The sequence below is a fragment of the Acidovorax sp. sif0632 genome (assembly GCF_019218805.1).
Lineage (GTDB): Bacteria > Pseudomonadota > Gammaproteobacteria > Burkholderiales > Burkholderiaceae_C > Acidovorax > Acidovorax facilis.
Genome location: NZ_JAHUWW010000001.1, coordinates 714295 through 727989 on the forward strand (window position 1 = coordinate 714295; position 13695 = coordinate 727989).

Here is a 13695-nt window from a genome sequence, read left to right on the forward strand (position 1 = left end):
CCCCAGGTAGACCCCCATGAATGTTCCGATCGCGTTGGCGGCCTTGCAGACGCAGGCCGCCGAGCCTGCCCGTCTGCGAGAAATTCCCTATAACTACACCTCGTTCTCCGACCGGGAGATCGTGATCCGCCTGCTGGGGTCTTCATCCTGGGAGGTGCTGGACCAATTGCGCAAAGAGCGCCGCACCGGCCGCTCGGCCCGCATGCTGTATGAAGTGCTGGGCGATATCTGGGTCGTGCAGCGCAACCCCTACCTGCAGGACGACCTGCTGGACAACCCCAACCGCCGCAAGCTGCTGGTCGATGCCCTCCAGCACCGCCTGGGGGAGATCGAAAAGCGCCGCACCCCCGCCGATGACGCCGGACGCGACCGTCTGGTGGGTGAACTGGTCGTCGCTGCGCGCCGCGCAGTGGCCGAGTTCAATGCCACCTTCGAGCAGGCCGCGCAGCTGCGCCGCCAGATCCAGAAGACCCTGGGCCGCCTGACGGCCAAGGACAACATCAAGTTCGACGGCCTCTCCCGCGTGAGCCATGTGACCGACGCGACCGATTGGCGTGTCGAGTACCCGTTCGTGGTGCTGACCCCCGACACCGAGGTCGAGATGGCGGGCCTGGTCAAGGGCTGTATCGAGCTGGGCCTGACCATCATTCCCCGGGGGGGCGGCACCGGCTACACCGGCGGCGCGATCCCGCTGACGTGGAAGAGCGTGGTCATCAACACCGAAAAGCTCGAAGCCATGACCGAGGTGGAGATGCGCCGCCTGCCGGGCCTGGACCGCGAGGTGGGCACGGTGTGGACCGAGGCCGGTGTGGTGACCCAGCGCGTGGCCGATGCGGCCGAGCGCGCCGGTTTTGTGTTTGCGGTGGACCCGACCAGTGCCGAGGCTTCCTGCATTGGCGGCAACATTGCCATGAACGCGGGCGGCAAGAAGGCCGTGCTCTGGGGCACGGCGCTGGACAACCTGGCCAGCTGGCGCATGGTCACGCCCGACGCCCAGTGGCTGGAGGTGACGCGCCTGGACCACAACATGGGCAAGATCCACGACGTGGAGACGGCCACCTTCGAGCTGCAGTATTTCGAGGCCGATGGCAAGACGCCCGTGCGCACCGAGCGCCTGAGCATCCCGGGCAAGACTTTCCGCAAGGAAGGCCTGGGCAAGGATGTGACGGACAAGTTCCTCGCGGGCCTGCCCGGCATCCAGAAGGAAGGCTGCGACGGCCTCATCACCAGCGCACGCTGGGTGGTGCACCGCATGCCCGAGCACACGCGCACCGTGTGCCTGGAGTTCTTCGGCAACGCCAAGGACGCCGTGCCCAGCATCGTCGAGATCAAGGACTTCATGTTCGCCGAGCAAAAGCGCAGTGGCGTGCTGCTGGCTGGCCTGGAACACCTGGATGACCGCTATCTGAAGGCCGTGGGCTACGCCACCAAAAGCAAGAAGGGCAACGGCGGCCTGCCCAAGATGGTGCTGATTGGCGACATCGCGGGCGACAACGCCGACGACGTGGCCCGCGTGACCAGTGAGGTCGTGCGCCTGGCCAACACCCGCAGCGGCGAAGGCTTCATTGCCATCACGGCCGAGGCGCGCAAGAAGTTCTGGGCCGACCGCAAGAAAACGGCCGCCATCAGCCGCCACACCAACGCCTTCAAGATCAATGAAGACGTAGTGATCCCGCTGCCGCGCATGGCCGAGTACACCGACGGCATCGAGCGCATCAACATCGAGCTGAGCCTGCGCAACAAGATCAAGCTGTGCGACGCGCTGACCGAGTTCTTCGAGCGCGGCAACCTGCCCCTGGGCAAGCATGACGCCGACGACGAAGTCCCATCGCCCGAGCTGCTGCAGGAGCGCGTGGCCCAGGCCATCGCCCTGGTGGAAGAGGTGCGCGCGCTGTGGCAGGGCTGGCTGCACGATGTGGAAACGCTGTTCCCCCAACTGCAGGACCACACCCTGCGCGCGAGCTGGAAGACCCAGCTGCGGGCGCCGCTGCAAGGCATCTTCACTGGCGCGGCATTCAAACCCATCCTGGACGAGGCCGTGGCCATCCACAAGCGCGTGCTCAAGGGCCGCGTGTGGGTGGCGCTGCACATGCACGCAGGCGACGGCAATGTGCACACCAACATCCCGGTCAACAGCGACGACTACGAGATGCTGCAGACCGCGCACGAGGCCGTGGCGCGCATCATGGTGCTGGCGCGCAGCCTGGACGGCGTGATATCGGGCGAACACGGCATCGGTATCACCAAGCTGGAGTTCCTCACCGACGAAGAGCTGCGCCCCTTTGCCGAGTACAAGCGCAAGGTGGACCCGGAAGGTCGCTTCAACAAGGGTAAATTGCTCCGAAATCAGGAGCTGCCAGCGATTGATGGAAAAGCGCTGCAGGCCAAAAATGCTTCGAATGCTTCAAACGCTGCGTTGATGCACGCCGATTTGACGAATGCCTACACGCCCAGCTTCGGGCTGATGGGCCACGAGTCGCTGATCATGCAGCAGAGCGACATCGGCGCGATTGCCGACAGCGTCAAGGACTGCCTGCGCTGCGGCAAGTGCAAACCCGTGTGCTCCACGCACGTGCCACGCGCCAATTTGCTCTACAGCCCGCGCAACAAGATCCTGGCCACCTCGCTGCTGGTCGAGGCGTTTTTGTACGAAGAGCAGACCCGCCGGGGTGTGAGCATCAAGCACTGGCAGGAGTTCGAGGACGTGGCCGACCATTGCACGGTGTGCCACAAGTGCGAAAGTCCCTGCCCGGTGAAGATCGACTTCGGCGACGTCACCATGAACATGCGCAACCTGCTGCGCAAGATGGGCAAGAAGACGTTCCGGCCTGGCAACGCGCTGGCGATGACCATGCTCAACGCCACCAACCCGGACACCATCAAGTTCATGCGTTCGGCCATGGTCGATGTGGGCTTCAAGGCTCAGCGCCTGGCCGTGGACCTGCTGCGCAAGGTGGGCCGCAAGCAGACGGCCAAGCCGCCTGCGACGGTGGGCACCGCTCCGATCAAGGAGCAGGTGATCCATTTCATCAACAAGAAGCTGCCGGGCGGCCTGCCCAAGAAGACGGCGCGCGCGCTGCTCGACATCGAGGACAAGGACTACGTGCCGATCATCCGCAACCCGCAGGCCACCACCGCCGAGACGGAGGCGGTGTTCTACTTCCCCGGTTGCGGGTCGGAGCGGCTGTTCTCGCAAGTTGGCTTGGCCACGCAGGCCATGCTGTGGCACGCCGGTGTGCAGACCGTGCTGCCGCCCGGGTACCTGTGCTGCGGCTACCCGCAGCGCGGCTCGGGTCAGTTCGACAAGGCGGAGAAGATGATCACGGACAACCGTGTGCTCTTCCACCGCGTGGCGAACACGCTCAACTACCTCGATATCAAGACCGTGGTGGTGAGTTGCGGCACCTGCTACGACCAGCTGCAGGGCTACGAGTTTGACAAGATCTTCCCGGGCAGCCGCATCATCGACATCCACGAGTACCTGCTGGAAAAGGGCATTCAGCTGCAAGGCAAGGGCGCCTACCTGTACCACGAGCCCTGCCACAACCCCATGAAGCTGCAGGACTCGATGAAGACCGTGAAGGCGCTGGTGGGCGAGCAGGTCTTGAAGAGCGAGCGTTGCTGCGGCGAGTCGGGCACGCTGGGTGTGACCCGGCCCGACGTGTCCACGCAGGTGCGCTTCCGCAAGGAAGAAGAGATCAAAAAGGGCGAGGCCAAACTGCGCGAGAGCGGTGCCGTGGGTGCCCAGGACAACGTGAAGATTCTCACCAGCTGCCCCAGCTGCCTGCAGGGCCTGAACCGCTACGAAGGCGACCTGAACAACGGCTTGCTCGAAGCCGACTACATCGTGGTCGAGATGGCGCGCGAGATCCTGGGCGAGAACTGGATGCCTGAGTACGTACGCCGTGCCAACAACGGCGGCATTGAGCGGGTGCTGGTCTGATGACCTGCCCCTTGTGCGCTGAAGACGGCGGCGCATTGGTCTGGCGTGGCGAGCGCCTGCGTGTCATCCGTGCGCAGGAGGCGGGGTTTCCTGCCTTCTATCGCGTGGTGTGGAATGCACATGCGGCCGAGTTCTCGGACCTGGCTGCCGTTGATCGTGTGCACTGCATGGAGGCAGTGGCCCTGGTGGAGCTGGCCCTGCGCCAGCACCTGTCGCCCACCAAGGTCAACATCGCGGCGCTGGGCAACATGGTGCCGCACCTGCACTGGCATGTGATTGCGCGGTTTGACTGGGACAGTCACTTTCCATCGCCCGTGTGGGCGGCGGCACAGCGGCCCAGCCCGGCGGCGCAAGAGGCCGGCGTACGGACCCTGCTGCCCGCGCTGGAGGCGCAGTTGCAATCGCGGCTGGCCCAGTTGCCTACCCGGTAACTCTGTTTGCGGTGTGCCCCAGAGCGGGTGGGACAATCGCAGAGGTCGTTTCTGACAACAGTTTTCTCACAGGTGAATCCATGGCAGGTTTGAAAGCGGGTGCGCCCACGCCGCAGGCAATCACGGTGCACGAGGCATCGCGGGTGCTCGAAGTAGGGTTCTCCGATGGCACCACGTTCCGCATTCCGTTCGAGCTGATGCGTGTGTATTCGCCGTCGGCCGAAGTGCAGGGCCATGGCCCAGGCCAGGAAGTGCTGCAGACGGGCAAGCGGGAGGTCACGCTGGTCAACCTGGAACCCGTGGGCAACTATGCGGTCAAGCCCACGTTTTCTGACGGGCATGACAGCGGCATCTTCACCTGGGACTACCTCTACGAACTGGGCGACAAGCAAGACGCGCTGTGGACCCAGTACACCGAGCGGCTGGCCGCTGCGGGGGCGGACCGCGATGCGCCGATGGCGCCTCAGGGTGGTGCCGGTGGCCATGTCTGTGGCAGCCATTGAGGCTGCGGGCCGGGTGTTTTTCTGGAGGAGCACAGAACACGGCGGAAGCCCTTGTCTGTCAAGGTGCTATTGAAATAGTAGCTGTTGGTGCAATATAGAAAAGCGCTGGCGGCTGATTTCTTTTCAATAGCGTTGTCCAAATTGCGACAGATGCCCCATTTCAGTGCGGGGTTGTCGCTGTACCTCTGGCGTTCACGCGCCTAGCATGAATCTTATGAGCACCACGCATTTCGGTTTTCAGTCGGTGGACGAGCAGGAAAAAGCACGCCGCGTGCGCGGCGTGTTCGACTCCGTGGCCTCCAAGTACGACGTGATGAACGACCTCATGTCGGCGGGCCTGCACCGTGCCTGGAAGGCCTACACCGTGATGGTGGCCAACCTCAGCGAAGGCAGCCAGGTGCTCGATATTGCAGGGGGCACGGGCGACCTGGCGCTGGCGTTCTCCAAGAAGGTTGGCGCCACCGGCCGTGTGGTGCACACCGACATCAACGAAGCCATGCTGCGAGTGGGGCGCGACCGCCTGATTGATGCGGGTGTGGTGTTGCCCACACTGGTCTGCGATGCCGAGAAGCTGCCGTTCCCCGACGCACATTTCGATGTGGTCAGCGTTGCTTTCGGCCTGCGCAACATGACGCACAAGGACCAGGCGATTGCCGAAATGTGCCGCGTGCTCAAGCCCGGCGGCAAGCTGCTGGTGCTGGAGTTTTCAAAGGTCGCAAAGCCACTCGAAAAGGTGTACGACTGGTATTCGTTCAAGGTGCTGCCCCAGTTGGGCAAGCTGGTGGCGGGCGACGACGCCAGCTACCGCTACCTGGCCGAGTCCATCCGCATGCACCCCGGGCAGGAAGAGCTCAAAAGCCTCATGCAAAAAAATGGCTTTGGGCATGTGGACTATCACAACATGACTGGGGGGATTGTGGCCTTGCATGTTGGAATCAAGTGCTGAGCGTTTCGCTCAGTCATTAACGGAGACGGAGAAGTCATGATGAAACTGTGGTCTGTGGTGTTGGTTGCGATGCTGGCGTTTGCGCACGCCGATGCCGACGCCCGGCGACTGGGCGGTGGTAAATCGACGGGGCAGCAATCGAGCAACGTTACGCAGCGTGAGTCGGCAGCGCCGGGTGCGCCCGCCCAGAATGCGACCAATGCGGCGGCTGCCAAGCCGCCTGCTGCGGGTGCAGCTCCGGCCGCTGCTGCGGCCAAGAAGCCTTGGGGCGCGATGCTGGGTGGCCTGGCCGCTGGCCTGGGCTTGGCCTGGCTGGCCAGCTCGTTGGGGCTGGGTGCAGGGTTTGCCAACATTCTGATGATTGCGTTGCTGGCCGTGGCCGCGTTTGCCATCTTCAAGATGGTGATGCGCGCACGCAGTGGCGGTGGCAACGGTGGCGCTGCTGCCGGTGGTGCGCCGTTCGCGTTCCAGGGCGCGGGTGCTGCCACGCCCGCCGCAGCGCAGGTGCCTCCGCAGTACAGCCCCAACAACGTGGGCAACGACGCCTCGGCGCGCCCCTGGGAGCGCAGCAGCATGGCGTTTGATGCCTCGCGCGCTGCACAAGGCGGTGCGGGTTCGGGCGTGGTGATCGGCTCGGGCCTGTCCGGGTCGCAGAACTGGGGGATTCCTGAAGGCTTTGATACCGAGGGCTTCCTGTCTGCCGCCAAGCGCAACTTCGTCACCTTGCAAGCGGCCTGGGACCGTTCGGACATCGCCACCCTGCGCTCCATGATGACCGACAGCATGCTCGGCGAGATTCGCACCCAGCTCACGGAGCGCGAAGACCACCGTGGCATGCAGCCCAACCACACCGATGTGGTCATGATCGAAGCCCAGTTGCTGGGCATTGAAGACCTGGGCGACGGCTACATGGCCAGCGTCGAGTTCTCCGGCATGATCCGCGAAGAGCCCTCAGCCGGCCCGAGCCCCTTCCGCGAGGTCTGGAACATGACCAAGCCCAAGGCAGGCAGCAGCGGCTGGCTGGTGGCCGGCGTGCAGGCCTTGCAGTAATAAAGGAAATGCCCCGCTGTGGGGCTATCCCAGTTCAGGGAATAATCGGGGACTATGGCAACACCACAGTCCCCTTTTTCGTTTCTGGACGGCCTCTTTGAGCGTGTGGCCGCCGGCCCCCAACCCCCCCAGTGGCTCGTGCATGAGATGCAGCAGCGCATGGTGCTGTTCCTCAACCATGTACTGATGCAGGAAAAAGAGGCCATGGACCGCCTGGTGCGTCAGAAGGGCCGCATCGCCCGCGTGCAGTGGCGTGCGTATTCGATGGCCCTGGTCATCACGCCCGCTGGGCTGTTCAACCTGGCGCACGAGACTGCCGCGCCCGATCTGCAGCTTCACGTCACCGAGACCTCTCCCTTTGCGCTGGCCCAGACGGCCCTGCGGGGTGACAAGCCTGCCATCCGCATTGAGGGCGATGTGCAACTGGCCGCCGAAATCAACTGGCTGGTCGATCACGTGCGCTGGGATGTTGAGGAGGACCTGGCGCGTGTGATCGGTGACGCCCCCGCACACACTGTGGCGCAGGTGGCGAGCCGCGCTGCGCAAGCGCTGCGCCAGTTCGTGGGCACGCGCGTTGCACCAAGGTCTTCAGCCGTCGCGCCCATGCCATCCGGACCCTCCACGCCTTCCGCGCCAAACAGCGGTTCCGACCGGGCTGGCGCATGAAGCAGTTCCTGAGGGGCGGCGCCATCCTGTGGGTGGTGTTCCGGTACGGCCTGGACGCCATGGTGCTGGACAGTTTCCAGAAGCCCTGGCTGCGATCGGTATCGCGCGTCCTGTCGTTCGGGCGCAACCTGGATGCAGCGCGCGGCCAGCGGCTGCGCTTGGCGCTGGAGCGCCTGGGCCCCATCTTCGTCAAGTTTGGTCAGGTGCTTTCGACACGCCGCGACCTGCTGCCCCCCGATGTGGCCGACGAGCTGGCCCGGCTGCAGGACCGCGTGCCGCCGTTCGACCCGGAGATCGCCATCGCCACGATCGAGCGGGCATTCCGGCGGCCGGTGGATGAGGTTTTCACATTCTTCGATCGCGTGCCGGTGGCCAGTGCCTCCATTGCGCAGGTGCATTTCGCCACGCTGCGGGACCGCCATGGCATCGAGCGCGAGGTGGCGGTCAAGGTACTGCGCCCGGGCATGTTGCCCGTGATCGAGAAAGACCTGAGTCTCATGCGCATGATGGCCGGGTGGGTGGAGAGCCTGTCGGCCGACGGCAAGCGCCTCAAGCCCCGCGAGGTGGTGGCCGAGTTCGACAACTATCTGCACGACGAACTCGATCTGGTGCGGGAGGCCGCCAACGCCGCGCAGCTGCGCCGCAACATGCAGGGGCTGGACCTGGTGCTGATCCCTGAGATTTTCTGGGACTTCTGCCACCCCGAGGTCATGGTGATGCAGCGCATGAACGGTGTGCCCATCAGCCAGATCGAGCGCCTGCGGGATGCCGGGGTCGACATCCCCAAACTCGCGCGCGACGGCGTCACCATCTTTTTCACCCAGGTGTTCCGTGACGGCTTCTTTCATGCCGACATGCACCCCGGCAACATCCAGGTGAGCCTGGATCCGGCCACCTTTGGGCGCTATATCTCGCTGGATTTCGGCATCGTGGGCACGCTCACCGAGTCTGACAAGGAGTACCTGGCGCAGAACTTCGTGGCGTTCTTCCGGCGCGACTACAAACGCGTGGCGGAGCTGCATATCGAAAGTGGCTGGGTGCCGCCCGAGACGCGGGTGAACGACCTCGAATCGGCCATCCGCGCCGTGTGCGAGCCGTACTTTGATCGCCCGCTCAAGGAGATCTCATTGGGCATGGTGCTGATGCGCCTGTTCCAGACCTCGCGCCGCTTCCACGTTGAGATTCAGCCCCAGCTGGTGCTGTTGCAAAAGACCCTGCTCAACATCGAAGGCCTGGGCCGCGAGCTGGACCCGGAGCTGGACCTGTGGAGCACCGCCAAGCCCTTCCTGGAAAAGTGGATGCTGGAGCAGATGGGGCCGCAGCGCCTGTGGCGGGAGCTGCGGGCCGAGGCGCCCCACTATGCCAAGCTGATTCCCGAGCTGCCGCGCCTGCTGCACGACGCCTTGCGGCAGCGCCCGGCTGACCAGCAGCAAGCCTTGCGCGAACTGCTGGAAGTCCAGCACCGTACCAACCGGCTGCTCCAGTCCATCATTTATGGCGGCATCGGTTTTGTGCTGGGCCTTCTGGCGATGCAGTTGTTTGTGCGGATGCGGATTTTCTGAAACGGCGCGAACGGCACGAAAGTTGCCTTCATAATCCGCTGCAACTTTTGTTACGAATTTTGTAGCAAAGTGGTCACCCCTGGATCTGCAGGGGCCTCGGCGTGTCGGCCCACGGCACGCCGGGCGCACACCTGCTTTTTGTAACCTTCCTTGGAGTTTCGGAGCGGCGCCATGCTGATCACATTCATCGTTCTGTACCTGCTGGTCTCGATTGGTATTGGCCTGTATGCCGCCACGCGCGTGCACAACACGGCCGACTATGCGGTGGCGGGCCGCAGCCTGCCCCTGGCTGTGGTGATAGCCACGACCTTTGCGACCTGGTTTGGATCGGAAACCGTTCTCGGCGTGTCAGCCCGGTTTGTGGATGGTGGGCTGGGTGCGGTGGTGGAGGACCCATTTGGCGCCTCCATGTGCCTGGTTCTTGTGGGGCTGTTTTTTGCCTACAAGCTTTATAAGAAGAACCTCATCACCCTGGGTGACTACTACCGCCAGCGTTACGGGCGTGTGATCGAAGTGGCTTGTTCAGCCATCATCATGTTCAGCTACCTGGGATGGGTGGCTGCGCAGATCACGGCTCTGGGGCTGGTGTTCAACCTGCTGACGCAGGGGTATGTGTCCGTCACCATGGGCATGGTCATCGGTACGGTCATCGTTCTGGTCTACACCCTGTATGGCGGCATGTGGTCGGTGGCCATGACTGACTTTGTCCAGATGATTGTGATCGCCGTGGGGCTGCTGGCCATTGCCTGGTACGCGGCGGAACTGGCCGGAGGGGCGGGCAAGGTCGTGGAATATGCCGCGCGTGAAGGCAAGTTCCAGTTCTTTCCCACTGGTGGGCTCAAGGAGTGGACCTTTTTCTTTGCCGCCGCGATCACGATGATGCTGGGCTCCATACCCCAGCAGGATGTTTTTCAGCGCGTGATGTCGTCCAACAGCGCCGAGACAGCGCGCACCGGCCCGGTCATCGGAGGGGTGCTGTACCTGCTGTTTGCCTTCATCCCCATGTTTGTCGTTACGGCCGCCGTGTTGGTCATGCCCGAAACCGCCCAGGCGCTGCTCAAGGACGATCCCCAGAAAGTGCTGCCCACGCTGGTGATGGAACGCATGCCGCTGATTCTTCAGATCGCCTTCTTTGGCGCGCTGCTGTCGGCCATCATGTCCACCGCATCGGCCACGTTGCTCGCACCGTCCACCACTTTTGTGGAGAACATCCTGCACAACCTGCGGCCTGGCATGACCGATGCCCAGACACTGAAGGCCATGCGCATATCGGTGCTCGTGTTTACCGCCTGCGTGCTCACTTACGCGATCACCATGCAGGGAACGTCGATCTATGAACTGGTGTCGGGCGCTTACCAGGTACCGCTGGTGGGGGCTTTTGTCCCCCTGGTGTTCGGCCTGTACTGGAAGCGCGCGACTACCCAGGGCGCCATCCTGGCGGTGGCCATGGGCCTGGGTGTGTGGCTGCTGTTTGTGGCCAGCCCCATGCTGTCCGAAGCGTTCCCGCAGCAACTGGCTGGGGTGCTGGCGGCATTGGTCGGCATGATCGGGGGCTCGCTGGCACCGCAGTGGATCGACGACCACAAAGGCCACGTCACCCACTACGAGGGCAGCGCCAGCTGATTGCATCGCCCCATGCCCAGTGCGTGGGGCTTGAGGATGGGCATGCCGCCTATAATTGAGGGTTTTGCACTTTCCCTCAACACACTGACATGCCTATTTACGCCTACAAATGCGGCTCCTGCGGCCATGCCAAGGATGTGCTGCAAAAAATCTCTGATGCGCCCCTCACGGTGTGCCCCGCCTGCGGCGCGGAAGCATTTTCCAAGCAGGTCACAGCGGCTGGCTTCCAGCTCAAGGGCTCGGGCTGGTATGTGACCGATTTTCGTGGTGGCAGCGGTGGCAGTTCTGCCCCTGCGACGGACAGCAAGACGGAACCGAAAGCCGAGGCCGCGGCGCCGGCAAGTTCTGGTGATGCTCCTAAAAAAGAAGCATCTGGTGCAGCAGCATCAAGCGCTGGTGGCAGTTCTACCACTTCCACCTCCTCTGCGAGCTGAGTGACCCTCATGGCTGCCTTGCGCAAGTGGCTGTTGACCGGCCTTCTGGTGATCGTGCCAGGGGTTATCACGGCCTGGGTGCTCAACTGGATCGTGAGCACACTGGACCAGACCCTGCAAATCCTGCCTGTTGCATGGCATCCCGACAAGCTGCTGGGCTTTCACGTCCCGGGCTTTGGCGTGGTTCTCACGCTGCTGATCCTGTTGGTGGTCGGTGCCGTCGCCAGCAACTTCGCGGGCCGCAAGCTCGTGCAGTGGGGCGATGCGGTGGTGCACCGCATCCCGGTGGTGCGTTCGATCTATTCCAGCGTCAAGCAGGTGTCCGACACGCTTTTTTCCGAAAGCGGAAACGCCTTTCGCAAGGCCGTGCTGGTGCAGTGGCCGCGCGAGGGCGTCTGGACCGTGGCCTTCGTCACTGGCGCGCCCAATGGCGAGGTGGCGGCATACCTGCGCGATGAATTCGTGAGCGTGTATGTGCCCACCACGCCTAACCCCACTGGCGGGTATTTTGTGATGCTGCGCAAGAGCGACTGCGTCGAGCTCGACATGAGCGTGGACGCCGCCCTCAAATACATTGTTTCGATGGGCGTGGTCGCTCCAGCTGACCCCACGCTTGTTTCCCACAGTAAGTAAATCCCTTTAACGCGCCCCTTGGGCGCCGGAAGTTTCTGCCATGGCCATGCGTTCCCACTATTGCGGTCTTGTGACCGAAGCCCTGATGGGCCAAACCGTTACCCTGTCTGGCTGGGTGAACCGTCGTCGTGACCATGGCGGCGTGATCTTCATCGACCTGCGCGACCGCGAAGGCTACGTGCAGGTGGTGTGCGACCCCGACCGTGCCGAGATGTTCAAGACCGCCGAAGACGTGCGCAACGAGTTCTGCGTGCAGGTGGTGGGCCTGGTGCGCCCCCGCCCTGACGGCACGACCAACGACAAGCTCAAGAGCGGCCAGATCGAAGTGCTGTGCCATGAGCTGAACGTGCTCAACCCCTCGGTCACGCCTCCGTTCCAGATGGACGACGAGAACCTGTCGGAAACCACGCGCCTCACGCACCGTGTGATGGACCTGCGCCGCCCGCACATGCAGCGCAACATGATGCTGCGCTACAAGACCTCCATCCAGGTGCGCAACTTCCTGGACAAGGAAGGCTTCATCGACATCGAAACGCCCATGCTGGGCAAAAGCACGCCCGAAGGCGCGCGCGACTACCTGGTGCCCAGCCGCGTGCACGACGGCCAGTTCTTCGCGCTGCCCCAGTCGCCCCAGCTGTACAAGCAGATGCTGATGGTGGCCGGCTACGACCGCTACTACCAGATCACCAAGTGCTTCCGCGACGAAGACCTGCGCGCCGACCGCCAGCCCGAATTCACGCAGATCGACTGCGAGACGTCGTTCCTGGGCGAAGAAGAAATCCGTGCGATCTTCCAGCGCATGATCACCGAGGTGTTCCAGCAGCAACTGGGCGTGGACCTGGGCGAATTCCCGATCATGACTTACCAGGAAGCGGCTTTCCGCTTTGGCTCGGACAAGCCCGACCTGCGCGTAAAGCTCGAATTCACCGAGCTGACCGAAGTGATGAAGGACGTGGACTTCAAGGTCTTCTCTGCTCCCGCCACCACCAAGGGCGGCCGTGTGGTTGCCCTGCGCGTGCCCGGCGGCGCACAGATCTCGCGCGGTGAGATCGATGCCTACACCGAGTTCGTGAAGATCTACGGTGCCAAGGGCCTGGCCTGGATCAAGGTCAACGAAGTGGCCCAGGGCCGCGAAGGGCTGCAGTCGCCCATCGTGAAGAACCTGCATGACGCGGCCATCGCTGAAATCCTCAAGCGCACGGGTGCGCAGGACGGTGACCTGCTGTTCTTCGGTGCCGACAAGGAAAAGATCGTCAACGATTCCATCGGCGCGCTGCGACTGAAGATCGGCCACAGCGAGTTCGGCAAGAAGAGCGGTCTCTTTGAAAACCGCTGGGCGCCGCTGTGGGTGGTGGACTTTCCCATGTTCGAGCACGACGAGGAAGAAGACCGTTGGACGGCCGTGCACCACCCCTTCACCAGCCCCAAGGACGGCCACGAAGAGTTCATGGCCACTGATCCCGGCAAGTGCATCGCCAAGGCCTACGACATGGTGCTCAACGGCTGGGAGCTGGGCGGTGGCTCGGTGCGTATCCACCGCGCCGATGTGCAAAAGAAGGTGTTCGATGCGCTCAAGATCACACCCGAAGACGCTCAGGCCAAGTTCGGCTACCTGCTGGATGCCCTGCAGTACGGCGCGCCCCCACACGGTGGCCTGGCCTTCGGTCTGGACCGCCTCATCACGCTGATGACCGGTGCGGAATCGATCCGTGACGTGATCGCTTTCCCCAAGACCCAGCGCGCTCAGGACCTGCTCACGCAGGCGCCTTCGCCCGTGGACGAAAAGCAGTTGCGCGAGCTGCACATCCGCCTGCGCAACATCGACGCTGTCAAGGCAGCCTGATCCGGGGCTTTCCCCGAACCCGGCGCGGATCCACTCTCGTGGCATCGCACGACAAAGCGGC

The 13695-nt window shown here is 63.4% G+C and carries 11 protein-coding genes; all 11 read left to right on the forward strand.

What is annotated here, in order from left to right:
• Positions 1-16 precede the first annotated feature (16 nt).
• The 11 genes from KW832_RS03235 (at position 17) to aspS (ending at position 13634) form a co-directional block, all read left to right on the forward strand.
• Entirely contained in the window at positions 17-3943 is a 3927-nt protein-coding gene (locus KW832_RS03235) for an FAD/FMN-binding oxidoreductase (RefSeq protein ID WP_218298696.1), read from the forward strand.
• Entirely contained in the window at positions 3943-4374 is a 432-nt protein-coding gene (locus tag KW832_RS03240; protein ID WP_218298695.1) for an HIT family protein, read from the forward strand. The genes KW832_RS03235 and KW832_RS03240 overlap by 1 nt, the downstream gene beginning before the upstream one ends.
• Positions 4375-4454: 80 nt before the next feature.
• Positions 4455-4877 (forward strand): gamma-butyrobetaine hydroxylase-like domain-containing protein, encoded by a 423-nt coding sequence (locus KW832_RS03245; protein WP_218298694.1) that lies wholly within the window; start codon positions 4455-4457, stop codon positions 4875-4877.
• A 214-nt stretch (positions 4878-5091) separates the two neighbouring features.
• Complete coding sequence (ubiE, locus tag KW832_RS03250) at positions 5092-5823, forward strand: bifunctional demethylmenaquinone methyltransferase/2-methoxy-6-polyprenyl-1,4-benzoquinol methylase UbiE (RefSeq protein ID WP_121507415.1); 732 nt, start codon at positions 5092-5094, stop codon at positions 5821-5823.
• Between the two features lie 36 nt (positions 5824-5859).
• Complete coding sequence (locus KW832_RS03255; protein ID WP_055399128.1) at positions 5860-6873, forward strand: Tim44 domain-containing protein; 1014 nt, start codon at positions 5860-5862, stop codon at positions 6871-6873.
• Positions 6874-6927: 54 nt separating this feature from the next.
• On the forward strand, positions 6928-7539 hold the full coding sequence (locus tag KW832_RS03260) for an SCP2 domain-containing protein (RefSeq protein WP_218298693.1): 612 nt from the start codon (positions 6928-6930) through the stop codon (positions 7537-7539).
• Positions 7536-9101 (forward strand): ubiquinone biosynthesis regulatory protein kinase UbiB, encoded by a 1566-nt coding sequence (gene ubiB, locus KW832_RS03265; RefSeq protein ID WP_218298692.1) that lies wholly within the window; start codon positions 7536-7538, stop codon positions 9099-9101. The genes KW832_RS03260 and ubiB overlap by 4 nt, the downstream gene beginning before the upstream one ends.
• Positions 9102-9272: 171 nt before the next feature.
• On the forward strand, positions 9273-10724 hold the full coding sequence (locus tag KW832_RS03270; RefSeq protein ID WP_055399122.1) for a sodium:solute symporter family protein: 1452 nt from the start codon (positions 9273-9275) through the stop codon (positions 10722-10724).
• Positions 10725-10813: 89 nt separating this feature from the next.
• The gene (locus tag KW832_RS03275) at positions 10814-11158 is read left to right on the forward strand and encodes an FmdB family zinc ribbon protein (RefSeq protein ID WP_218298691.1); all 345 of its coding nucleotides are present in this window, start codon (positions 10814-10816) and stop codon (positions 11156-11158) included.
• Between the two features lie 9 nt (positions 11159-11167).
• The gene (locus KW832_RS03280) at positions 11168-11791 is read left to right on the forward strand and encodes a DUF502 domain-containing protein (RefSeq protein ID WP_055399363.1); all 624 of its coding nucleotides are present in this window, start codon (positions 11168-11170) and stop codon (positions 11789-11791) included.
• A gap of 40 nt (positions 11792-11831) precedes the next feature.
• Entirely contained in the window at positions 11832-13634 is a 1803-nt protein-coding gene (gene aspS, locus KW832_RS03285) for an aspartate--tRNA ligase (RefSeq protein WP_121507410.1), read from the forward strand.
• Positions 13635-13695: the final 61 nt, after the last annotated feature.